This is a genomic window from Phytobacter sp. MRY16-398 (genome assembly GCF_003925915.1).
Lineage (GTDB): Bacteria > Pseudomonadota > Gammaproteobacteria > Enterobacterales > Enterobacteriaceae > Phytobacter > Phytobacter diazotrophicus.
In genome coordinates this window covers 3287176-3311384 of record NZ_AP018756.1, presented here as the reverse complement: position 1 = coordinate 3311384, position 24209 = coordinate 3287176, and the positions used below count along the sequence as shown (strand labels likewise).

The 24209-nt window shown below is 53.8% G+C and carries 21 protein-coding genes; 6 read left to right on the top strand and 15 right to left on the bottom strand.

The features are described from left to right. Positions 1-7: 7 nt before the first annotated feature. The 3 genes from pgaB to pgaD are packed head-to-tail and all read left to right on the top strand — an operon-like array spanning position 8 to position 3779. Positions 8-2023 carry a poly-beta-1,6-N-acetyl-D-glucosamine N-deacetylase PgaB gene (pgaB, locus tag MRY16398_RS16220; RefSeq protein ID WP_125124797.1) on the top strand — a complete coding sequence of 672 codons (2016 nt, stop codon included), beginning with the start codon at positions 8-10 and terminating at the stop codon, positions 2021-2023. Continuing rightward, the gene (gene pgaC / locus MRY16398_RS16215; RefSeq protein WP_039079271.1) at positions 2020-3354 is read left to right on the top strand and encodes a poly-beta-1,6-N-acetyl-D-glucosamine synthase; all 1335 of its coding nucleotides are present in this window, start codon (positions 2020-2022) and stop codon (positions 3352-3354) included. The genes pgaB and pgaC overlap by 4 nt, the downstream gene beginning before the upstream one ends. Further along, positions 3351-3779 (top strand): poly-beta-1,6-N-acetyl-D-glucosamine biosynthesis protein PgaD, encoded by a 429-nt coding sequence (gene pgaD, locus MRY16398_RS16210; RefSeq protein WP_071194903.1) that lies wholly within the window; start codon positions 3351-3353, stop codon positions 3777-3779. Before pgaC ends, pgaD begins: the two co-directional genes overlap by 4 nt. Before the next feature lie 85 nt (positions 3780-3864). Here pgaD and MRY16398_RS16205 read toward each other — a convergent pair whose 3' ends face one another. After that, positions 3865-5031 (bottom strand): iron-containing alcohol dehydrogenase, encoded by a 1167-nt coding sequence (locus MRY16398_RS16205; RefSeq protein WP_039079269.1) that lies wholly within the window; start codon positions 5029-5031, stop codon positions 3865-3867. Positions 5032-5788: 757 nt separating this feature from the next. Here MRY16398_RS16205 and MRY16398_RS16200 point away from each other — a divergent pair. Next, positions 5789-7840, top strand: coding sequence for a putative bifunctional diguanylate cyclase/phosphodiesterase (locus tag MRY16398_RS16200; protein WP_039079268.1), 2052 nt, complete (start codon positions 5789-5791; stop codon positions 7838-7840). A gap of 221 nt (positions 7841-8061) precedes the next feature. Here the strand turns inward: MRY16398_RS16200 and MRY16398_RS16195 are convergent, their stop codons facing one another. The 4 genes from MRY16398_RS16195 to MRY16398_RS16180 all read right to left on the bottom strand — a co-directional run bounded on the left by MRY16398_RS16195 (position 8062) and on the right by MRY16398_RS16180 (position 12212). Then, a complete protein-coding gene (locus tag MRY16398_RS16195) occupies positions 8062-9312 on the bottom strand; it encodes a flavin-containing monooxygenase (RefSeq protein ID WP_125124796.1) in 1251 nt (416 codons plus the stop codon). Between the two features lie 130 nt (positions 9313-9442). Further along, positions 9443-10261 carry an ABC transporter permease gene (locus tag MRY16398_RS16190; protein WP_039079266.1) on the bottom strand — a complete coding sequence of 273 codons (819 nt, stop codon included), beginning with the start codon at positions 10259-10261 and terminating at the stop codon, positions 9443-9445. A gap of 1 nt (position 10262) precedes the next feature. Continuing rightward, positions 10263-11117: an ABC transporter permease gene (locus MRY16398_RS16185; protein ID WP_125124795.1), complete on the bottom strand. Its 855-nt coding sequence runs from the start codon at positions 11115-11117 to the stop codon at positions 10263-10265. Between the two features lie 63 nt (positions 11118-11180). Then, positions 11181-12212: an ABC transporter substrate-binding protein gene (locus MRY16398_RS16180; protein ID WP_125125690.1), complete on the bottom strand. Its 1032-nt coding sequence runs from the start codon at positions 12210-12212 to the stop codon at positions 11181-11183. A gap of 342 nt (positions 12213-12554) precedes the next feature. Here MRY16398_RS16180 and MRY16398_RS16170 point away from each other — a divergent pair, with 342 nt between their 5' ends. Continuing rightward, positions 12555-13517: a LysR family transcriptional regulator gene (locus tag MRY16398_RS16170; RefSeq protein ID WP_039079263.1), complete on the top strand. Its 963-nt coding sequence runs from the start codon at positions 12555-12557 to the stop codon at positions 13515-13517. A gap of 19 nt (positions 13518-13536) precedes the next feature. Here the strand turns inward: MRY16398_RS16170 and MRY16398_RS16165 are convergent, their stop codons facing one another. The 9 genes from MRY16398_RS16165 to MRY16398_RS16125 form a co-directional block, all read right to left on the bottom strand. Further along, positions 13537-14466, bottom strand: coding sequence for a 2-hydroxyacid dehydrogenase (locus MRY16398_RS16165; protein WP_172600661.1), 930 nt, complete (start codon positions 14464-14466; stop codon positions 13537-13539). Continuing rightward, complete coding sequence (locus MRY16398_RS16160) at positions 14463-14912, bottom strand: type II 3-dehydroquinate dehydratase (protein ID WP_107223273.1); 450 nt, start codon at positions 14910-14912, stop codon at positions 14463-14465. Before MRY16398_RS16160 ends, MRY16398_RS16165 begins: the two co-directional genes overlap by 4 nt. Positions 14913-14924: 12 nt before the next feature. Next, positions 14925-15539: a glutathione S-transferase gene (locus tag MRY16398_RS16155; protein ID WP_125124794.1), complete on the bottom strand. Its 615-nt coding sequence runs from the start codon at positions 15537-15539 to the stop codon at positions 14925-14927. Then, positions 15536-16519 (bottom strand): NAD(P)H-quinone oxidoreductase, encoded by a 984-nt coding sequence (locus MRY16398_RS16150; protein WP_232034338.1) that lies wholly within the window; start codon positions 16517-16519, stop codon positions 15536-15538. The genes MRY16398_RS16155 and MRY16398_RS16150 overlap by 4 nt, the downstream gene beginning before the upstream one ends. A gap of 8 nt (positions 16520-16527) precedes the next feature. Then, on the bottom strand, positions 16528-17685 hold the full coding sequence (locus MRY16398_RS16145; protein ID WP_125124792.1) for an ABC transporter ATP-binding protein: 1158 nt from the start codon (positions 17683-17685) through the stop codon (positions 16528-16530). A gap of 194 nt (positions 17686-17879) precedes the next feature. Beyond that, positions 17880-19037 (bottom strand): acetylornithine deacetylase, encoded by a 1158-nt coding sequence (gene argE, locus MRY16398_RS16140; protein WP_125124791.1) that lies wholly within the window; start codon positions 19035-19037, stop codon positions 17880-17882. Between the two features lie 15 nt (positions 19038-19052). Next, a complete protein-coding gene (locus MRY16398_RS16135; protein WP_125124790.1) occupies positions 19053-19727 on the bottom strand; it encodes a DUF1028 domain-containing protein in 675 nt (224 codons plus the stop codon). 4 nt (positions 19728-19731) lie between these two features. Next, positions 19732-20166: a RidA family protein gene (locus MRY16398_RS16130; RefSeq protein WP_039079255.1), complete on the bottom strand. Its 435-nt coding sequence runs from the start codon at positions 20164-20166 to the stop codon at positions 19732-19734. Between the two features lie 147 nt (positions 20167-20313). Then, positions 20314-21561, bottom strand: a complete 1248-nt coding sequence (locus MRY16398_RS16125; RefSeq protein WP_125124789.1) for an MFS transporter — start codon at positions 21559-21561, stop codon at positions 20314-20316. Positions 21562-22149: 588 nt separating this feature from the next. Here MRY16398_RS16125 and MRY16398_RS16120 point away from each other — a divergent pair. Beyond that, complete coding sequence (locus MRY16398_RS16120; protein WP_125124788.1) at positions 22150-23652, top strand: sensor domain-containing diguanylate cyclase; 1503 nt, start codon at positions 22150-22152, stop codon at positions 23650-23652. Positions 23653-23727: 75 nt separating this feature from the next. On the opposite strand, the gene MRY16398_RS16115 is transcribed toward MRY16398_RS16120, so the two are convergent. After that, the gene (locus MRY16398_RS16115) at positions 23728-24126 is read right to left on the bottom strand and encodes a helix-turn-helix transcriptional regulator (RefSeq protein ID WP_052249260.1); all 399 of its coding nucleotides are present in this window, start codon (positions 24124-24126) and stop codon (positions 23728-23730) included. Positions 24127-24209: the final 83 nt, after the last annotated feature.

The window sequence follows — 24209 nt, the reverse complement described above, 5'->3', positions numbered from 1 at the left end:
GACACGCATGTTTAAACACTGGCTACGCATCGTCATTGTGATCGCAGGGTGGGTACTGGCAAACGTGTGTGCCAGCGCGCCAGCGCCACGCTACCTTTCCCCCTCCGCGCGGGCGCCACTCTACGCGGAACAGCCCTGGCCAAAAAACAGCTTCCTGGTGCTGGCGTACCACGACGTGGAGGATAACGCCGCGGATCAGCGCTATCTTTCCGTGCGCACCAGTGCGCTTAACGATCAGTTTGCCTGGCTGCATGTTAATGGCTACCACCCGATAAGCGTGCAGCAGGTGCTCGATGCTCACGCCGGCAAGAGTGTCCTGCCGCCGAAAGCAGTACTGCTGACCTTTGATGACGGTTACAGCAGCTTTATCAAACGTGTTTTACCTCTGCTCAAATCCTATAAATGGCATGCCTTATGGGCACCTGTCGGCATTTGGGTAGATGCGCCAGCCAATGTTCCGATTGATTTTGGCGGGCTAAAGACGCCACGCGATAAATTTGCGACCTGGCAAATGGTACGCGAAGCCAGCCAGTCGTCGCTGGTGGAGATTGGCGCACACACCTGGGCTTCGCACTATGGGCAACAAGCGAATCCGCAGGGCAGCCGCGAGCCTGCCGCGGCAAATCGCGGATTCAATGACGCCACCGGGCAGTACGAAACCGATAGCCAGTTTGAGCAACGCATGAGCGCTGACCTTGTGCATATCAGCCGGAAAATTACCGAGGTGACGGGACATTCACCGCGCGCGTGGGTCTGGCCGTATGGTGCGGCGAGTGGCACCACGTTGAGGCTGGCGAAGCAGCAGGGTTATCAGATGGCTTTTACCCTCAATCAGGGCCTGGCCAATGCGGCAAACCTGGACGACATACCCCGTATGCTTATCACTGGTAATCCGTCGCTTCGTGAGTTTGCCGACCAGGTCGCGCAGGTCAGAGAGCCTGAGTCTATGCGGGTTATGCACATCGACCTGGATTATGTGTATGACAAAAACCCCGCGCAGCAGCGTAAAAATATCGATGCGCTCATTCAGCGCGTCTTTGATATGCATATCACGCACGTATTTTTGCAGGCCTATGCCGACCCGAAAGGGGATGGCAATGTGCAGGCGCTCTATTTCCCGAACCGCTGGCTGCCGATGCGCGCCGATTTATTCAACTTTGTCGCATGGCAACTCCAGACCCGCGCGGCTGTGAGTGTCTATGCCTGGATGCCGGTGCTGGCTTTCAATCTTGATGCCTCTGTTCCACGTGTGATGGCATGGTCGCCGGGCGCCGGGCGTACAGCGCCTGACAGCAGGCACTATGCGCGGCTGTCACCCTGGAGCCCCGTGGCCCGTAAGCGGATCAACGATATCTACGAAGATTTGGCTCGCCATGCCAGCTTTCAGGGCATTTTGTTCCACGATGATGCGTTTCTGACGGACTATGAAGATGCCTCTCCGGCAGCGCTGGACGCGTATCGCGCTGCCGGGTTTCCTCACGACATTGCGCAAATTCGTGCCAATCCCCAGCTACTTGAGCGCTGGACGCGCTTTAAAAGCCGGGCGCTGATTGATTTCACCGAACAACTCACGCAAACCGTTCGATCCATACGCGGCCCGCAGGTGAAAACGGCGCGCAATATCTACGCGATGCCGGTGCTGGAGCCAAAGAGCGAAACCTGGTTTGCCCAAAATTTGAATGATTTCCTTGGCACCTATGACTGGACGGCACCGATGGCGATGCCGTTGATGGAAGATATTTCGCCGAAAGACGCGAACGACTGGCTGGACAGGCTGGTCGGGCGCGTGGCCCGTTACCCTGGCGCAATGGAGAAAACGGTCTTTGAGTTGCAGGCGCGTAACTGGCGCAAAGGGGCAGGGCAGGACGGCATCAGTGATGAAATGCTTATCGGGTGGATGCAACAACTTCGGTTGAGCGGCGCCAAAAACTACGGCTATTACCCGGATGACTTCATCAACGATCAACCCCGGATGGCGGAGATACGCCCCGCTTTCTCATCATACTGGTATCCACAAAAATGACCGATCGCATCATCGCATTCCTGATCCTTTGCCTGATGTTCAGTTTTCCGCTCGGTGTGGCGGTGGTCTTTACGGGTGAAGTGATTCTGGATTTCGTCTTTTTCTGGCCGCTGTTTATGTCTGCGCTTTGGATGAGCGGTGGCCTCTATTTCTGGTTTCATCGTGAGCGTTACTGGCCATGGGGGGAAGGGACACCTGCGCCAACGCTTGCGGGAAATCCGCTGATTTCCATTCTTATACCGTGCTTTAACGAAGGGCTGAATGCGCGGGAAACCATCGAAGCCGCCCTGGCCCAGCGTTACGACAATATCGAAGTCATTGCCATTAACGATGGTTCGAAAGACAACACGGGCGCTGTGCTGGATCAATTGGCCGAAGAGTATTCACGGCTGCGGGTCATCCATCTGGCGGAAAACCAGGGCAAAGCGGTAGCGCTTGCGGCCGGAGCCGCCGCGGCACGCAGTGATTTTCTGGTCTGCATTGATGGCGACGCCTTGCTGGATAAAGATGCGGCGGCATATATGGTCGCGCCGTTGTTAAATCATCCGCGCGTGGGGGCGGTGACCGGTAACCCGCGTATTCGCACGCGATCAACGCTTATCGGGCGGGTGCAGGTCGGTGAGTTTTCATCAATCATCGGGTTGATCAAGCGAACCCAACGTGTCTATGGGCAGGTTTTTACTGTTTCCGGCGTCATTGCCGCGTTTCGTCGTCGGGCGCTGGCTGAGGTGGGTTACTGGAGCCCGGATATGATCACCGAAGACATTGATATCAGTTGGAAGTTGCAACTGCGCCACTGGTCCATCTTTTTTGAACCCCGTGCGCTGTGTTGGATCCTGATGCCTGAGACGTTAAAAGGGCTCTGGAAGCAGCGTCTGCGCTGGGCACAGGGCGGTGCCGAAGTCTTTATTGTCAATATGCGTCGCCTGTGGGGCTGGGAATATCGACGCATGTGGCCGTTGTTTATTGAGTTTTGTATGTCCAGCGTGTGGGCATTTGCCTATGCGATGACGATTGTGCTGTTTCTCATCGGGCTTGTCATCCCTATGCCTGATTCACTGCATGTTCAGCATCTCTTTCCACCCGCATTTACTGGCCTGATGCTTGGCGTCGTTTGCCTGCTGCAATTCGCGGTCAGCCTGTTTATTGAACGGCGCTATGAAAAAGGCATTGCGGCGTCGTTGTTCTGGGTTATCTGGTTTCCGGTGGTGTACTGGATGTTGAGCCTGTTCACAACCCTGGTGGCTTTCCCGAAAGTGATGCTGCGGCGCAAACGCAGCAGAGCGCGTTGGGTCAGCCCCGACCGCGGTATCGGGAGAATTGAACCATGATCGAACCGTTAATTTTTACTGAACAGCGTCTGTTTCCGCGCATGCTTGATGTGTTTTTAACGCTTGTTGCCTGGTTGGGATTTTGCTGGCTGATCTATAGCGGGCTGGTGGTGGCGATAAAACACGATCCCTTTATGGGCGTCCGGCCGTTTTATACCACGCTCAGCACCCTGAGTGTCTATCTGCTGGTGGCTTGTATGATCAGTCTGACACTTATCGGCTGGGCTAAATATAACCAGCTACGTTTTCGCGTTGAGCGTCGTCGGCGTCGCCCCGGCCTTGAAGAGCATGAAGTGGCGGCAAGCTTTAATATCACACCTGAACTCGCGCAGGCGATGAGTCGGGCCCAGGTATTTACCCTTGCCCATTATGATACCGGTGCGATTGACCGTGTGTGGATGGCAAAAATGCTGGCAGAAAACTAGGGCAGTCTTGTCGGGAGAATAGATCCACGCCGAAGCGTGGATCTTTCTCAGTGGCCGGTGCCGTTATACGCTAAACGGCGCTAATTCAGAGCGCGCCTTCGCCTTCGTAAGCCTGACGATAAAGCTCGATGACCTGCTCTTTCGTCGCTTTTCGTGGGTTGGTTAACTGGCAAACATCTTTTTTGGCGTTCTCCGCCATAATGGCGAAGTCTTCCGGTTTAACCCCCAGGCTTTTCAGATCGGCAGGAATACCGACCTGTTTGCTCAGGCGACGAATGGCGGCAATCGCCCTCACGGCGGCTTCATCGGTCGACAGACCGGCGACTTTCTCACCCATGGCTTCGGCGATATCACGGAAGCGATTAAGGTTGCCGATAAGGTTAAATGATTCAACATAGGGCAGAAGAATCGCGTTACACACGCCGTGAGGAAGGTTATAGAAGCCGCCTAACTGGTGCGCCATCGCATGAACATAGCCCAGTGACGCGTTGTTAAATGCAATCCCGGCGAGGTACTGGGCATAGGCCATATTGTCCCTTGCCTTCATATATTCACCGTTGGCTACCGCTTTGGGCAGGTATTGCGTGATCATTTTAATGGCTTGTAATGCGGCGGCATCGGTTAACGGATTCGCCATTGTCGACACATAGGCTTCAATAGCATGCGTCAGCGCATCCATACCGGTTGCAGCGGTAAGGGAAGGGGGCATGCCAACCATTAATTCCGGGTCGTTGATGGAAATTTGCGGGGTGACGCGCCAGTCGACGATCGCCATTTTCACCTTGCGTTCCGTATCCGTAATAATACAGAAGCGGGTAATTTCAGAGGCGGTACCAGCCGTGGTATTAATCGCCATCAGCGGGATCATATCGTTGCTGGATTTATCCACCCCCTCGTAATCGCGAATATTCCCGCCGTTTGCCGCAACCAGGCCAATACCTTTGGCGCAGTCATGGGAGGAGCCGCCACCGAGTGAGACAATCCCATTGCAGCCATGTTCACGATAGCATTCGATGCCGGCCGCGACGTTTTTATCCGTGGGGTTTGGCTCTGCGCCGCCAAAAATATGTACATCGATACCGGCTTCTTGATAAATCTTCGCAACATTATCAGCCATGCCGCTTTTTGCCAGAAATGCATCCGTGACGATAAGGATTTTTTTCACATTTAACGTTTTTGCCAACGTACCGGCTTCCTGAACACTACCTTCACCAAATACATTGCGTGTTGGTAGAAAATAATATGTCGACATTGATCATCCCCTGTTCATAAATGTGATTGTTAGAGTGTCCATGACTGCTTTTAAACTCCTGGCAACGTATTCCTGCCGCAGAATAACGATACTCTGCTGATGCGAATAAAAGCGCTGACTGAACATGCGCAGGCAATGTTAAGGAAAAGCTGACAGGGAACAGTGAACAACCTCACAAAACACAGGGGTTTTTAACAATAAACATCAAATTTATTTACAGGGAGGGTTTCTAATTATCACTTTATGTTATTAACTTGTTGTAAAAGAACGGGTGAAAATGGCGGGTAGTGGGGCATTTTCTCTTTGTGATCAGAAAGCTTGCAGGTTTTGTTTAACATTGCAGAGAAAAGTTAAACGGGGCGACAAGGTGGTCGGTGTGTCGGTGTGGTGATGCGAGGGTGAGCAACACACGCTTCGCTTGCTGCTTTAGTCTGCTGAGCGGATCTTTCGGGTGCTGAATAAAGTGCGCATGGTTGCGTTTAAGCCAGCGTGAAGACGTTTATTTTAATCGCAAAGCAGTGAAAGGCGCTAATTAAAGCAAATGGCCGCTCTGAAAGAGGAAAGGCATTTCCAAAAAACGCTAAAGAATACATGATGTATACATTGAACGAGATAAATCGATTCTGTTATTTTTCTGCGTTATAAACCTGTTCGCTACCGATTTCCATATTGAGCTTGCTTATTATGGCGTGGGGTTGAAACAGTGATTACGCGCTGAGGGAAAATCACCGTTTTTATTGATCGTGGCGGGGGCAATATGAATAAAACTCACTGGGATGAAAGTGGCTTATTTCAGGCAATCCTCGACAAATGTCCCGTCGGAATAGCGGTAATTGATTATGACGGACATTATCTGACTGTTAATCCCGCTTATTGCGATATCTATGGCTATACGCAGCAAGAGATGTTGCATCACTCCTTCACCATGATTTTTCCAGCCGCAGATAAACAGGCTGTTCTGCAACGTCATTATCAATTTATCAAAGAAGGCACCCGCCTTGGCGGAGAGTGGCCTGTCCTGCATCATGATGGTTCGCAAATGACGGTCTTTTCGGAGTCCGTGACCTTTTATCCTGCCCAGGGACTACCGGCCAGGCTGGTCTACGTTCAGAACATCACCGAACGCAAAAAGGCGCAGGAGCAAATGAAAATTGCGGCAGCCGTGTTTGATGCGAGCCAGGAAGCCATTGTCGTGACCGACTGCGACAATAATATTATTAGTATTAACCCGGCTTTCACCATCCTGACGGGATGGTCTTTGGAGGAGGTGAAGGGGCACAATCCTCGGGAATTTAAGTCGGGCCGCCATCCACGTTCTTTTTATACCGAGATGTGGCAGGCATTAAACGACAGCGGACAGTGGATGGGGGAGGTCTGGGACCGGCATAAAGACGGCACTGAATTTCTCAAAGAGCTGAGCATTTCGGTGATAAAAGATCCTGCGGGCAATGTGATTAATTACGTTGGCATGTTTTCCGACATTACCCTACGTAAAAAACAGGAAGAACTCATCTGGCAACAAGCAAATTATGATGCGGTCACCGGTTTGCCCAACCGTCATTTGTTTCAAAGCAAGCTTGAACAGGCGGCCCGCCACGCCTCGCGCACCCACCGTATCATGGCGCTGATGCTCATCGACCTCGATCAATTTAAATCGGTTAATGACAGTATGGGGCACCGGGCGGGTGATGAATTATTAGGCCGCGTGGCTATGCGCTTACTTGAATGTGCCAGTAACGCCGAATGTATCGCGCGCCTGGGTGGCGATGAATTTGCCATCATTATCCCGGACATTAACGATCCGGCGGAATGTACGGATATTGCCCGCAAGATTCTCCGTAAACTGGAAATTCCATTTACGATTAACGGCGAGACCATGTTTGTCTCGGCCAGTATTGGCATTTCTCTTTATCCCACTGATACAGAAAACCTCGAAGATTTATTCAAGAACGCCGACCAGGCGATGTATGCGGTTAAAAACGCGGGGCGAAAGAATTTCCGCTACTACTCCCGCGCCCTGCATGATGCGATTCATGCGCGTCTGCGGATGATGAGAAATTTAAGAAAGGCGCTCGAAGAGAGCCAGTTTGTGGTCTATTACCAGCCGATTGTCTCGCTCACCACGGGGCAGATTACCCGAATGGAAGCACTGGTTCGCTGGCTCCACCCGGTACAGGGGATTATTAGCCCGGATACCTTTATTCCGCTGGCCGAAGATACCGGTCTTATCGTCCCCATGGGCAACTGGATCGCAAAACAGGCTATTACACAACTGGCTTACTGGCGGCAAAAATATGACCCTCAACTCAAAATGGCTATTAATCTGTCACCAATACAGTTACGCAGCCAGGAGTTTGAAGATATCCCCTGGATTCGGGATCTACAAAATCATAACCTTATGGGTGATGCGGTCACCATTGAAATCACCGAAGGGTTGCTGCTTAATTCGGAAACACGCGTCAACCACAATTTAAAAATGATGCATCAGATTGGTATTCAGATTGCCATCGACGATTTCGGCACCGGCTATTCATCACTGGCCTATCTGAGAAAATTTAATATTGATTTTCTCAAAATTGATCGCTCCTTCGTGGAAGATTTAAAAGGGGTGGGGTTTGAACTTTGTACGGCCATTATTGCGATGGCGCACAGTCTGGGGCTCGGCGTGATTGCGGAAGGCGTTGAAACAGAGGAGCAGAAAAAATTGCTGATGGAACTGGGGTGCGACGCTATGCAGGGGTATCTGTGTTCGAAACCCTTGCCCGCCGATGAGATCGAAAAGCTACTGGCGCCGTCTTATGTCCGATAACGCTTCTGTTTCATAAGGGGCCGCATTACGCTCACCACCCGCAATGTGAGGAATCCCCACAAAAATGCGAGCACGAACGGTCCCCTCTTCCTTGAGGAAGAGGGCCGGTGGAGGGGGGGGAATGCGGCTCTGATGGTCATTCCGTTCACCTTATGTTCCTTGCTTTTCTGTCGCAAAAGTCTATGTGTCACGGCTGATGAACAGCCGCGATACCCTGATCATTATGATTTAACGTAGTCGCTGTAGGCGTTTTGCAAAACAATATGATCGGCAATATATTTTGCGTCATGCCAGACGCCGTAAATAAACGAAGAGGCACGGTTGACCAGATTCGGCAGGCCAAGGAAATAAATGCCACGTTCTGCTGAAATACCGCGTTTATGGAACGGCAGGCCTTTTTCATCGAAGGCATCCACCTGTAGCCAGCCGAAATCAAATTTAAATCCCGTCGCCCAGATAATGGTGGTAATACCGGCAGCGGCAATATCTAATTGTGCCAGCGGGTTGAGCAGGCATTCCGGGTCCGGCAGTAACGTCCACGCCTGCGGCTCCGGTGGCAGATCCAGCCCGTTGCGTTCGATATAAGCGTCCGCATCGCGCAGTACATCAAAATAGGCGTTATCGCCCGCAGCGATATTCTCCGCCAGCCCCTCGGCAAAGCGCAGCACACCGTTATCCCAGCTTTGGGTAATGCCCACCAGCGTAATACCGGTATGCGCCAGGCGTCGGAAATCGACGGTTTTGCCCCCTTCATAACCGCTCACGGCAAAGGCAACGTGCTCTTTCTTCGGCTTTATTTTCACTTCATCCCACAGACCCAGCGCGCCCAGCCACCAGCAGTAATCACGGTCGCGATAACTGCGCGGTGGACGATAATGTTCACCGACTGACAGATAAACGTCACGCCCTGACTGGCGCAGCTCTTCGGCAATTTGCGTACCGGACGCGCCTGCTCCAACAACCAGTACGCCGCCTGCGGGCAGTTGCTGCGGATTTTTGTAAACCGAGGAGTGGATCTGATGCACCCCGGCGCTTTGCGGGACGATCTGCGGAAACGACGGTTTTTGAAACGGGCCGGTGGCGGCGACCACATTGGCGGCTTCAAATTCTCCGGCAGAGGTCACCACGTTGAATCCGCTGCGTCCTGCCAGGCGAGTCACCTGATTCACGTCAACGCCCGTGCGCACCGGGGCATTAATCATCCTCGCATAGTCTTCAAAATACTGTGCCATGCGCTCTTTGGGTGGGAAAGCTTCCTGGGAGATATTGTCGAATTGCAGCGACGGAAAGCGGTCATGCCACGCAGGCCCGTTCGCCACCAGCGAATCCCAGCGTTCAGAGCGCCAGCGCTCAGCAATACGGCTGCGCTCCAGCACGACATGGGGCACGCCCATTAATGTCAGATGCTCGCTCATGGCAATACCGGCCTGACCTGCACCGACAATCACAGTATTGATTTTTTCTGTTGGCATAGTGAATCCCTAAATATAAGCGACCCTCGATATTTTTATCGCTACGCGGCATCGGGGCGGTATGAATGATAATCAGGCATTTTTAAATGCAGCGCGGCGCAATAGCCCGCGTGCATTTCTTCACGGTTTATTAATGTCTGGCTTCAACATTTAATATTTTCCCCAGACCTAGAAACCTATTGGCGATAATTAACATCGTGGCGGTGACGGCAATATAGATAACCGACAGGGCAGCGAGTGTTGGATCGGCAAATTCACGCACATAGTTGTACATCGCCACCGGAAGGGTCTGCGTTGCCTGGGTCGTAATAAACAACGATGCGGTAAATTCGTTAAAGGAGAGGATCGCGGCAAACAGCCAGCCGCCAAACAGTCCTGGTAAAATCAGCGGCACGGTGATGGTCCATACCACGCGCAGCGGCGATGCCCCCAAACTTGCCGCCGCCAGTTCAATGCGCTGCTCCAGGTTTTTTAACGACACATACACACTGCGCAACACAAACGGCAGTACCAGGACGATGTGGCAGAAAATCACCAGTGGGTAACCGCGCCCGAGGTTGAGTTGCGACACCAGCATCAACAGCCCCAGGCCAATGGTGAAGTGGGGGATAAAGAGCGGTGACAGCAGAATGCCTTCCAGCACCTGCTTGCACGCAAAGGAATAGCGTTCAATGGCAATGGCCAGCGTGGCGCCGATGATCACCGCCAGCGACGACGCCCACGCGGTGACAATCAGCCCGGAGTAAAAACCGTGGCGGAAATCGTCATAACTCACCGCCCGCTCGAACCAGCGCAGCGACCAGCCTTTTGGCGGGAAAAACAACACGGCAGTGCTGCTGAACGAGGAGATAAACACCACGATGGTCGGCAGCATGACAAAAACCAGAATAGCGGCGACCAGCAGGCGGCCTGCCAGTATCGTCAGTTTGTCGTTAAGTGAACGGGTCATATCAATGTTCTCCCATCGCGTGCAGGAACCGGGTCATGCGTTTTAGCGCCATCAGCAACAGGATGGTCAGGATTAAACCGGCGATGCTCAGCGCGGCAGCAAACGGAAAGTTCATCGAGGAGAACCCCAGTTGATAGACCATTGTGGCGACGGTGCTGACGCGTCCCCCGCCAATCAGTTGCGGTGTGGCAAAGGCGCTAAACGTCCAGGCAAACGCGGTAGTCAGGCTGGCGACGATGCCGGGGATGGACAGGGGGATCGTCACGGTCAGCAGGGCGCGGATTGGTCCCGCGCCAAGACTGGTAGCGGCTTTATCATAATCGGGATTGATGTGCGATAGCGCGGTTGCCAGCATCAGCACCATGATCGGCATGGTGACATGCACCAACGCCAGCACCACGCCCGTTTGCGTAAACATAAACTGAATGGGGGTGGAGATAACACCCAGCGCCAGCAGCAGGCTATTGAGGAAGCCGCTGTTACCCAGGACGATAATCCATGAGTAGGTGCGCACCACTTCGCCGAGAAACAACGGCGTGATCGCAATAATCAGAATCGTGGATTTGACCCAGATTGTGCGGGTGCGCACCAGGGCAAACGCCAGCGGATAACTCATCAACAGGCCAAAAAAAGCGGTTTTGGCGCTCAGCATAACCGTGTTGATAAACGCATCGGCATAGACGCTTTTGAACAGACCGCTAAAGTTTGCCAGCGTAAATCCGCCCACGTCGAGCGAACCGGGGATATAAGCGCGCACGCTGAACTGCATCACCGCCAACATCGCGATAACCAGCCCGACGGCGGTTAGCGTCGCGGGAATAATGAACCAGGGTAAAAATGTCGGTTTTCTCGTCATAACGTGCTGCCTGAGTAATGTGCTGCCGGTAGAACCAGGGCGACGTGTTCGTCGCCCGGCAAATCAATGAGACATGATGTTTTCAGAGAACCACTGACGCCACTGTGCGGTTTTCTCCGCACGCAGTTGCGGATCGGTATTGATGGAGGCATTCCACTGGGCGGGTGTGGTCAGCATACCCGGCAGTTTTGCCAGTTCAGGATCGATATGGGCGTTGGTTACCGTTGGGCTACCGTGATAAATCTTCGCCACCTGCTCCTGTATCTCGGGCTGTAAGGCAATATTGATAAACTTATAAGCCAGTTCGCTATGTCGGGTGCCTTTGTTGATCCCGATGGTATCAACGCCCAAAATCGCACCTTCTTTTGGCATTGCCAGTTTGACGTCCACCCCTTCGGCCATCATGTTGTAGGCGTTCATCGAGAGCATCACCTGTACCGGTGTTTCGCCAGTGGAGATCAACTGCTGACTGTTGGCATCATCGGTATAGAAGGATTTGATATTCGGGATCAGCGCCTTAAGCTTCGCCTGGCCTTGTTCCCAGTGCGCTGCGTCGCTGCCGGAGAGTTTGGCGGCCACTGCAATGATGTGGCTCGGATCCCAGTCAGGCAGCGCCAGCGTGCCCTTGAGCTCAGATTTCCACAGATCGTTCCAGCTCTCGAAGGTTTCGTCTTTGGGGACTAAATCCGGACGGTAGCCGATGGTGTAAACGTAACCCCAGACGCCGAGGTGATAGGGGCTGACTTTGGCCTGTTGGACAAGGTTCGCGGCGTTGGGGATTTTGCTCATATCGAGTTTTTCAAACAGGCCGGAATTGGCATACAGATAGCCCACATGCGCAGTCGTAAAGGTCACGTCAGTTTCCGGTGACCCGCCGGCCAGTTTGGCTTTATTAAGGCGATCGATGGTGCCGCCGGTAACAAACTGCACTTCCACGCCGGTCTCTTTGGTAAAGGCTTTCGCGATGGTTTCATCGATCAAATCTTTGAAGCCGCCGCCCCAGGTGCTGACAATCAGTTTGTCTGCGGCCATCGCATTTCCTGCGCTTAGCACACATGTGGTCAACAACGTTAAGGCACGAATTTTACGCAACATATTCTTATCCCCATCTATGAAATGGCTGTTGTGGCAGTCTGAAACCCGGCGCGCCAGAACGGTGCAAGCGGTGTTCCCTGGTGTGAAAGCGATAATGACGTGGTGAACGGATGGCGTAAAACAGCCTTTTCCTCGCCGTTGCATCGGAATTTCTGAGGCTAAAAAAGGCGCTGCTTTGCAACGGATTTTCTTAACCAGTGATAAGGATGAAGAGAAGAAGGGCACAACAAAACCAGGGGATTATGCTGTTATTTTTCATTTGGCATGATAACTGCATAAAAATTAGCACTATTAGAATGACTGGCGCGACATGATCGCGTCGGCGATCTCAGGAGAACCTGCATGCTCAGTCGCATTACCCAGCGTCAGCTGGAATATTTTGTCGCCTCTGGGGAGGCGGGCAGCATCATTGGCGCCTCAGAACGTATCCACGTTTCATCACCGTCGATCTCTGCTGCCATCACCCATATCGAATCTGAACTGGGCGTACAGCTCTTTGTGCGCCATCATGCGCAGGGCGTTTCGCTGACTGCCATCGGTCATCAGGTTCTGAAAGAGGCAAAGCTCATTCTGGAGCAGATGATGAATCTTTATACTATTGCCTCGGAGTCCATGAACAATGTGCGCGGCCCGCTGCGGGTAGGCTGCCTGGACACGCTGGCGCCGATGCTGACGCCTGAGCTGGTATTCGGCTTTGGACGCGCCTTTCCCGGCGTGCGCATTACGCTTGTCGAAGGCAACCATGAACAGTTGCTCAAACAGTTGCGCACCGCCGATATCGACATCGCGCTGACTTACGATTTAGTCCCCGCCAGCGATATTGACTTCACCGCACTGGCCCAATTGCCGCCCTATGTGATGGTGGGGGAACATCATCCGTTCGCGACCCACTCAGCGGTGACCATCGAGGATCTGGCGACCATGCCGATGGTCTTGCTGGATATGCCGTGGAGCCGCGAATATTTCCTGGGGCTGTTCAGCGAGGCGGGCGTTACGCCCAACGTGGTGATGCGCTCCAGCAATATGGAGGTGGTGCGCTCGATGGTGGCAAATGGCGTGGGATTTGGTATCGCCAACGTGCGGCCAAAAGCGCATTTATCCCAGGATGGCAAACGTCTGATTCGCGTGCGGCTGGCAGGGGCGAACAGGCCGATGCAACTGGGTTACGCGACCGCAGCCCACACCCAGCATTCAATGGTGGTTAACGCTTTTGCTGAGCGCTGTCGCATTTTTATCTCCGATCAGTATATTCCCGGCATGGCGGCACCGAGCTATTTCGATCCGCAGGTGGTACGGGTGGCGTGATACCGGGCGGGGCGGCAACTTAGTAGCCACGCGCCGGGAAGACCTGGCCGGTCACCGGCTCGCCGCGTGCGGCGCGCTGAATGTTATCCACCACCTGTTGTGCGGCGCTGGCCGGAATGGCAACGGAGGCCAGATGCGGCGTGATGAGCACGTTGTCCATGCGCCATAACGGATCGCCCGGCGGCAGCGGCTCACGCTCAAACACATCCAGCGTGGCCTGTGCAATCTGTCCTGAGCGCAACGTCGCTGTCAGTGCCGCCTGATCGACAATCGCACCGCGCGACACATTGATAAAGGCGGCGCCACAGGGGAGGCGAGAGAGCCGGTCTGCGCTGAGCAGGCCCGCCGTCTGTGGGGTGAGAGGTAGCATCACCACCAGAATGTCGCTCTGGCTGAGAAAATCATTCAGCGAGGCCAGTCCGCTGCGACAGTGAATACCGTCGATGGCTTTAGGTGTCCGCGACCAGCCGCGCACGTCGAACCCCTGGCGTGCCAGTTCCCGTGCCGTATACGCGCCCAGTTCCCCCAATCCCAACACCCCAACGCGAATACCAGAAGGGCTACGCGGGTGGAGGTAATGCCAGCGCTGTTCACGCTGCGCGCGCTCGAATGCCGGGATATCACGTGCGTAACGCAATACCGCAAAAAGCACGTAGCCTGCCATCATGCGCGCCATATCAGGATCGGAGAGACGAACAATCGGAACCGGCGGCAGATCGTCGCGCCCCACCAGTGAATCGACCCCCGCGCCGAGATTGACCAGTAACTTAAGATGGCGGTAGGGCGCAAAGAACCCGTGTGGCGGCTTCCATGCCAGCGCATAGTGCACCTCATCGGGGTTTTGCACTGTTTCGGCGCGGCAAATCGTCACGCCGGGCAAACGTGGCGCAAGAAGGGCCGACCATTCTTCGAAACTATCGAATTCGCTGTAAAACACTAAGGTGCTCATGCGCTGTGTGTCCCCATCAGATTGACCACCGCATCAATGGCCAGCTCGTAGCCCACCGCGCCCAGTCCGGCAATCACACCGGTTGCCGCTTTGGAGACAAGGGAGTGATGGCGAAATGGCTCACGCTTCCAGATGTTGCTCATGTGCGTTTCAATGATCGGGCCATCAAACATCAGCAATGCATCCAGTATGGGGACGGAACTGTAGGTCAACCCCGCGGCGTTGATAATTAACCCTGCGGCGTGCTGACGCGCCTCCTGGATCCAGTCAACCAGCACGCCTTCGTGGTTGCTCTGGCGAAAATGCAAAATCACGCCGTGTGTCCCGGCGCGGCGCTGGCAGCGTTCGCCAAGACTGGCAAAGCTTTCGCTGCCATACGTGCCGTTTTTATCCAGGCCATATAAGTTGGCGTTCGGCCCATTAAGAAAGTAGATCTGCTGTGACATGCACACTCCTGATTAAACGTGCGGATGGGTAGCGGTCATCGCCGGATGCGCATCAAAGAGGGCAAACCATGCGGCGGTAAGCGGATGGCTGGCACGCCAGTTGAGTTCGGCAAAGCGAAAGTCGAGATAACCGAGCGCACAGCCGATGGCAATAAGGCCGATATCGTCGGGTTGATCGCGAAAACTGCTGACCTGGTGTTCAATCTCCGCCAGCGCGGCGGTGACTTTCTTCAATTGGGCGTCGGCCCAACCTTGCCACTGCTTTTCAGGCGGGCGCGCGGTGAACTCGTAGCGCGCCAGTAATGCGGCATCGATAATGCCGTCGCCCAGCGCCTGGCGTGCCAGACTTTTCCAGCGTGCCTCGGCGTTTTCCGGGTATAAATGGCCCTGCGCACGCGTATTGAGGTATTCACAAATAACCCGGCTGTCATAGAGACAGAGCCCGTCTTCGGTACGCAGCGCCGGGACTTTTGCCAGCGGGTTAAAGAGGGCGATACGTTCGTCGCGCACCACCGGGTGCGCGGCGGAATCCAGCCGTTCTATCTCCTCAGCAAGCCCCAGTACGGTTGCGCATACCATCACTTTGCGAACATAGGCGGAGGTGGTGGCAAAAAAGAGTTGCATCATGACGCCACCTGCAGCAGCACTTTGCCAATGTTGGCGTTGGCTTCCAGAATGCGATGGGCCTCTGCGGCCTGGGCTAAAGGCAGGGTTTGATAAATGCGCGGCGCGATTTTTCCGGCGGCGATCAGTGGCAGCAGATGTTTACTGATGCCCTGCGCCAGGCGTGTTTTCTCGGCCAGGCTTTTGGGGCGCAGGGTGGAAGAGGTCAGACTCAGCCCTTTGCGCATCACCTGTTGCAGGTCCAGTTCAATCTTTGCCCCCTGCATAAATGAGAGACTGACGTGGCGCCCGCCCGGTGCCAGCACGCTGAGATTGCGTGCCACGTACTCACCCCCCACGTTATCCAGCACCACATCCACACCACGCTCCCCGGTTGCCGCCAGAATGACGTCGACGAAATCCTCGCCGTGGCGGTCAATGGCGCGCCATACTCCGAGTTGTTGCAGTGCGGCAATTTTTTCCGCGCCGCCCGCGGTTGCTATCACGCGCGCGCCGCACGCCTGTGCACACTGAATAGCAAATGTTCCTACGCCGCTGGCTGCCCCGTGAATCAGCACGGTTTCCCCAGGCTGCAAGCGGCCCAGTTCAAACAGGTTATGCCACACGGTAAAGGCCGCTTCCGGCACGCCTGCCGCCTGCGGGAGAGGCAGGTTTTCGGGAACGGATAAACAGAGTTCGGCACGTGCCACACAATAATCTGCATACCCTCCGCCGTTGAGCAAGGCCATGACCGGGGTGCCTGGCGCGGGGGCGTCAACGCCTGCACCCAGCGCGACGACGGTGCCTGAAACCTCCAGCCCCAGCACATCGGTGACTCCCGGCGGCAGCGGCATGCCGTTGCGTTGCAGAATATCGGGGCGATTGACCCCGGCACTGGCAACGCGAATCAGCACTTCACCTGCGCCCGGTTGCGGCACCGGGCGCTGCACCTGTTCTAAGACCTCCGGACCACCTGGTCGGCCCGCAATTATGGCGTTCATCATTTCAGGTATCATGCGCGTGTATCCCGGTCTGCCGCGCTAAATGCGCAGACACCTTCATCATCAACGTTAATACCCACCAGGCTACCGACGGGCCAGCGTGTCAGCGCATGAAGACCGGACTGGCGTGCAAAGAGCGTGGCGCTACCCAGCGCAGGCACATCGAGATGCACATCGACATGATCGCCCTGAAAGACATGGGCAATCACCGTGGCGCTGAGCAGTGACTGCGGGCCCAGGGCGGCCAGTTGAATATTTTCCGGGCGAACAAAGACATCCAGGCGTTCGCCAATCGTGGCATGTACTCGATCCGCTGGCAGGCGAAGCACACTGCCGCCCAGTTCCAGCATCGCCACGCCATCGCGACCGGTGTAGCGACCTGGCAGAATGTTCACATCACCCACAAACCCTGCAACAAAGGGATCCTGTGGACGACGATAGATCTCATCCGGCGTGCCTATCTGGCGAACATGCCCCGCAGACATCACCACCACGCGATCGCTCATGCTCAGCGCTTCGCCCTGATCGTGCGTCACGAAGACCGTGGTGACGCCAAGCTTGCGCTGAATGGCTTTCAACTCAACCTGCATCGACAGGCGCAGGTTTTTATCCAGTGCGGAGAAAGGTTCATCAAGCAACAGGACTTTGGGGCGGATCACCAGCGCACGCGCCAGCGCCACACGCTGCTGCTGCCCACCCGAAAGCTCGCGTGGTTTGCGATGGCCGTAACCGGCAAGTTTTACCAGCGCCAGTGCCTGTTCAACACGTTCAGCGATTTCGGCTTTGGGTACGCCGCGCATGCGCAGACCGTAGCCCACGTTTTTTTCGACCGTCATATGCGGGAACAGGGCGTAGTTCTGAAACACAATGCCGATTTCACGCTGCCAGGGCGGGGTATCTGTCACCAGATCGCCATCAATGAAAATTTCGCCGCCATCCGCCCCGGCGAAACCCGCCATCAGATTCAGCAGCGTGGTTTTGCCGCAGCCGGACGGGCCAAGCAGTGTGATAAATTCCCCTTCTTCAATCATCAGGGAAATTTTGTGTAAGGCGATGGCGTCGCCAAAGCGTTTGAGTACGCCATCGAGTCGTACGGCAACGTGCCTGTTGCTCATGTCGGGTTGCAGCCTTGCGGGCTGCGGGAACGGGGTGACTTCTGCACTGACCATGTAATCTCCAGAAAGGGGCTATCAAATGCCTGAAACCAGCATACGGCTTAAACGCCGAAGACGCGGTTAGTGCTTCCCGAAGCTGGTGTTTGGAAAAGGTAAAGCAGAGATAACGCGAAGCAGAGGGAGGCAGGGCGAGCCGGCGCACGCCCTGCAATCAAGGGAACCTCAGAGGGGATGATGCCGCGACAGTGTTATCTTTTTTGACACATCCAGGTCGCAAGACGGCGTAGCAGGGCGTCACAGGCGTTTAGCTGTTCGACGGTAATGAACTCATCCGGTTTATGGCCCTGCGCCATACTGCCTGGCCCGCATATCACGCTGGGAATACCGGACTGATGGAACAACCCGCCTTCGGTCCCGAAGGCGACGGTGCTGAATTTTTCCGATCCGGTGAGATGGGCGACCAGCCGTGCGGCGGCACTTTGCGCAGCGGTGTACAAACCGGGGTAACTACTGATGGGATAAAAGCGGATCGCTGCATCACGATTTACCGCGTGCATTGCGGGCAGGAGTTCGCGCTGTGCGTAACTTTCCAGCTCACGGGCCACCTCCTGCGCATCATCCTGCGGCAATGTTCGCACCTCAAAGTCAAAGGTACAGTCGGCGGGCACGATATTCAGCGCCCGGCCACCCTGGATAAGACCCGTTTGCACCGTAGTAAAAGGGGGATCAAAACGCGCATCATGATGCTCCGGCGCGGCCAGCCGCTGGCCGATTAGCGTCAGATGATGGATAAGTTTTGCGGCATATTCGATGGCATTGACACCCTGCGGCGCATAAGCCGAGTGGCAGGCGGCGCCCTGGACTTCACAACGCACGCCGAGTTTGCCTTTGTGACCAAGAACCGGTTGCAGTTCAGTGGGTTCGCCAATCAGGCAGATAGCGGGCTTGTCCGCACGATGGGAGAGCGCATCCAGCAATGTTCGCACCCCGAGGCACCCGACTTCCTCATCATACGAAATCGCCAGATGCAGCGGTTGCGCCAGCGGCTGCGCAAGAAAGTGGGGGATGGCGGCGAGAATGCAGGCAATAAAGCCTTTCATGTCCGCGGTGCCACGGCCATACAGTTTGCCATCGCGCTCCGTCAGGGCGAAGGGGGGGACGCTCCAGTTCTGCCCGTCAACGGGCACCACATCGCTGTGGCCCGATAGCATAACGCCACCGTGACCCGGCGGGCCAAGCCGCGCATACAGATTGGCTTTGCTGCCTTCGGCGTTGTGAATCAATTCGTAATCAACGCCGAGCCCGGTTAAATAGCGCCCGACAAATTCGATCAGCGCCAGATTCGATTCTCGGCTGGTGGTGTTAAACGCCACCAGTTGTTCCAGCATTTCACGGCTGGTCATCATCAGATCTCCTTGCCGTTACTCATCGCCGGGTACGCCGTAACCCGGCGCGCTACGGGGATCGAGCGCCCGCGTTAAATAGTCCTGCATCTGGGGTTGATAAACCTGCCAGAGTTTGCCGAGTTCATCGATAGGGGCGGCGTCAGCCCAGTCGACGCGCAAATCCACTATCGGCCAGACGTGAGAATCCACGATCGACAGCGCCGCCGAATGCAGCGGACCGGCTTCCCCGCCTGCGCGCAGGCCCGCGTGCATGGCGGCAATGAGCCTGTCAGCAAGATGGCCGGATTGCTGTTCGAACGCGTTTATCATCGCGACAATGACATTGGGATCCGCGAGCATGTTGCCCGCCGCCACGCAGTTCTCGCCGCTCAGGGCGTTGTTGACCCCCAGGGTTTTTTCGCCGCTGTAGAAGGCGCTTTCACCCCCGGCGGTCAGCACAGTCACCTGCCGGTACAGAGAATAGTCATCCGTGTCCAGGCCGCTTTTCAGCGCGGTTTCGGCACTCTCGCCCTGTTGTAATCTGTCAAGAATACGCGGCCCCAGCGCCGGTAAGGTGATGTTTTGGGTTGAGACCGCGCCAACCTTGCTGCGCAGCCAGGGGCAGCGTGCGCCCACCGCGATACTGGATGAGCTGATGGCAATGCCCAACTGGCCGGTTTGCGCGCAGCGACCAATAATCGATATCGTCATGATCTTATTCTCCCCCAGGGGTTTGCCATTCGTCCGGAATCACCGCGATAACATCGATTTCCATCAGCCACTGCGGCTGACCCAGCGCGGAAATAACCAGCCCGGTTGAGATGGGATAGACCCCCTTTAGCCATTTGCCGACAACCTGGTAAACTGGCTCGCGATAGCGGGGGTCGATGATATAGGTGGTTGTTTTGACGATGTGCGACAGATCGCTGCCCGCCTCTTCCAGTAGCTGTTTTACGTTCTTCATTGCCTGCTCAGCCTGGGCTGCCGGGTCGCCAAGCCCCACCAGATTGCCGTCGAAATCGGTGCCAATCTGGCCGCGCACGTACACGGTATTGCCTGCACGCACGGCCTGGCAAAGATCGTTATCCAGTGACTGATTGGGGTAGGTGTCTTTGGTATTAAATTTGCGAATGCGGGTATGTGTGCTCATCGTTGCCTGCCAGTAAGTGGGTTCCCCGCAAGGTATACCCGCTCAGGCAAAACAAACAAAACAGCATAATCCGAGGCTTTAGTTTAGAAAATGCGAACACCCGTCCAGGCCTTGAGCGACGGGTGTCAGAGAGACTGTTTTCGTCACTTACTGCCCGCTATACCTGGTTGCGCTTCTGATGGGAATGAGCAAAGGCAGGATGCAAAGCACCAGTAGCGCGACAAGAATTAAGGTTTGTTGTACCCCCATCACATCGCCTGCCATACCGTAGATGACGGGCATCAGGGCGCCACACCCCAGTGACGCGGTATAGAAAATGGCAAACGCGCGGGTTTGCTGTTGCGGGCGGGATAGCTCGGCAACACTGCCATAGAGGATCGAGGAGGTGCCGTTCAGCGCCACACCCAGAGGAATCAACAGTAACCAGATAACGTGCAGCGGGGCATATGCCATCCCCAGCACGATAGCGGAGGTGATTATCTCACTGGCCGCGACGCTTTTGATGATACCAAGCCGGGTCGACAATATTCCGCAAACCAGCTTACCAAATGCTCCGCCAATAAAGATTAAGGTCAGCGCAAAGCCAATTTGCGTCGCCGATGCCCCGCGTGCGGCCATCAAAAAAGGCAGAAACGTCAGCGTGCCCGTGCGCGTTGCGTTATCAATACTGCCGATCACGCATAACGCGGCGAAAGCCCTTCGACGCAAGGGGTCGGGAAGATTTAGCGCCTGTTGATGAGGCTGGCTGTGTGTCTCTTCGGTGGTGAGCGGCTTTGCCTGCGCGGCCATGCTGCCAACCGGCAATAACAGGTACAGGCCCAGGGTGACGAGGAAGCCAAAGAGGGCAATCCACTGCAGGGCGCTTCCCCAGGAGATGACGAGCAGGCAGGCCGACAGCGTGCTGGGAATCACCCCTTTGCCGACATCGCCAAAGAAGTTATATGTGCTAAGCGCAATACGGGCCTGCTTCGCGGAATAATATTGCGTAATAAAACTGGATGATAAGGGATGCTGAACGCTGGCGCCCAGCCCACCGATGACAATCAGTACCATGAGCTGTATCAGCGTTGATGAGGTGCCGTAGAGGAGCAGCGCGACGGTCAAAAGCAGGGTGCCAGCCATTAAGACTTTGCGTTCGCCGTACTTTCGACCTAATTCCCCTGCGGGGATCTGAAAGGCTGACATCGCGCCGGAGAACAGCATTTTAAGCAGGCCTATCTGAGCCATGGAAAGCCCGAATTGCTGCTGCCAGATAGCAAAAAGGACGTAATGCAGGTCGGTGGCGCCGTCATGGAAAAGGTGAGCAAGACTGGTTGCCCCCAGGACTTTGCGGCTGTGTGACTTTTCGATGCTAACCGGATGCGTGTTATCGGGGGAACCGGACGTCAGGCTCATGCATTTGCTCCACGGTACAAAAGAGTATCTTTACATTAAATTTCCCCTCGCGAAAATAATGTTTGAAAGTTTATTTGCATAAGCATTCAGGGTTCTGCTCTGTTAGGGGGATTTTTTATTTTTTCGCCGCGTGTTCCGACTTTTTTTGCTGATATCACAAGGGTTAAGATTCAGAACGGCTTAACAGGTTTGTATTCTGGCTTATTCACTATTTTAAATAGGGTTACTATATCAATTTAAATATTAACCAGTGTGTTACTTGAATTTTCTCGCGATAAGTTAACAGCCGCGATTCACTTATCGCATTTGTAATGTTGCTCACGCAAACTTATTGCACATTCACCGTTTGTTGCGCAACTTGCAAGCGAGATGATTTGCCTGCTTTTTTGATGAAATTGAGAATCGATACAGTATGCGGGTACTTAACCGGTGGGCATCAGGCACCGGTTTCACAGCGCACTCTTGATATTGTTACGATGCATGTTCCTATTTTATTTTGCCTTTTCTGATGACATACTATGCGCAAATGTGATTGGACAGATTTCTGCATGCTCTGGTGTTTTTTAGTTGCAGGTATGGGTAAGCAACATGAAGAAAAAGAAATTATTTATATCACTGGTGGTCACGGTTGCTTTCCTTATCGCTTCAGTTTTATTGACATTCCAGATGTTCTCTGCGCGTACTCAGACTATAAATGAGCTTAATATAAATGTCATAAACTTAAGTCGCACGCTTGATACTTATTCGGAAGGCATTATTCGTCAAGGTGAGATGCTTATTAAAACCATTTCCAGCATGACAGAAATCTATGGGCTAAATCATCAGAATATCTCACGCATCCGAACACTCTTGTCGGAACAAACAATATTTCTTGAACAACTGAATAATATCGTCATTTACGATGAAAATGGAGGGGAGATCCTTGCCATGCGTGATATCCCGAAGGGAAGCAGAAATGGCGCAGACAGGTCCTTCTTTATCTATCATCGTAATAATCCCTCTAAAAATATCTTTATTGGTCCTCCTGTTGTCAGCAGAACAACGGGTAAGTGGGTTATTACCATCAGTAGAAGGCTCGAGGATGCTAATGCCCTGTTCAGAGGTGTGGTCGTTTTAACGCTGAACGTTGAAAATTTTCTGGAAACATATGGCAAATTAGATATTGGCAAAAATGGTTCTATCTCGCTGATTAGCGATTCAGGGACGCTTATGGTCCGCTTTCCGTTCAGTGAGGAATATATTGGAAAGGCTTTCTCTGATTCGCTTCTGTTCACCCATTATCTGAAAGAGAGCGACTCAGGAACGGCAACCGTGATCTCTCGTGTTGACCATATTGAACGTATTTTCGCTTTTCAGAAAAATAAGCGCTATGGGTTAGTCACAACGGTTGCGGTAAGTACAGATGAAGCCTTAAATTCATGGCGGCATCACGCTGAGATTCTGAGTGCGACCATTATATTCCTTGTTGGATGTGCTTGTTTTTCAGGCGGTTATGTTTTTAAAGAAATGAGCAGACGTGTGCAGCTTAATAAAGAACTTACAAATGCAAAAGAGTCATTGATGTCTGCTAATGCACAATTAAAAGAGATGGCTTCGGTTGACAGTTTAACAGGCCTGGCTAATCGCCGGGAGTTTGATGATATTTTCCCTCAAACTATTTCGGAATGTGCGAAAAATAAAAAATCGATATCGCTTTTGCTGATCGATGTTGATTTTTTTAAAAATTACAATGATAAGTATGGCCATGTGGCCGGAGACGACTGTTTACGCAGTGTGGCGGCAATAATAAAAGCGAGTTTAACAGAGTTTAATGCTGTGACAGCCCGCTATGGCGGCGAAGAGTTTGTAGTTATCTTACCCGAAGCAGAGCCAGAATTAGCAAAGAGAATTGCCGGGTCGATTACGCGTAATATCATCAGCGAAAGAATAACCCATGAAGCCAGCCCCTTTGGGGTGGTGAGTGTCAGCATAGGTGTTTCACATGCACGCGCGACCGATCTGGACGATGACGGAACGTCACTCATTGAAAGTGCCGATACGGCACTTTATCGTGCGAAGTTTTCTGGCCGCAACCAGATTAGCATGGTCTGACAGCTTCTTACTGAACCAGCTCGCTTTCCTGGCTTGTTTTTAAAACCGTTGAATAAATGCTATCGAGCAAAGAGATTAACGGTTCGTGGTCATCGCAGGGTTAACCTGACTTCCGCTGTAATGCTTTTCCTTCACCCAAAGACGATACTGCCCGGGCGTGCGATGATAATGTTCGCGAAACGCGCGACAGAATGTTGACTGCTGTCGGTAACCCAGATGCATGGCAATATCGGTGATTGAGTGACGGGTATCGTGGAGTAAATCGCGGGCAATAACCATTTTTCGATAACGTATATATACGCCAGGAGTCATACCCGTTATTTTTTTAAATCCCCGCTGGAAATGCCAGGCAGAATAACCCGATTTTTGCGCCAGCACCTTGAGTGGCAAAGGCGTTGCAATATTGCACTCTATCCAGTCGATAATGTCCTTTATCGTTAATCTCATCAGGCATAATGCGCTTTCCTTTGTCATTTCAATACCCTTTTATTGGCAGCATCAGGGGAGCCACCGTCATATAGCAGCGTCCCCCGACAGAAATAATAATCGCTTTCTCC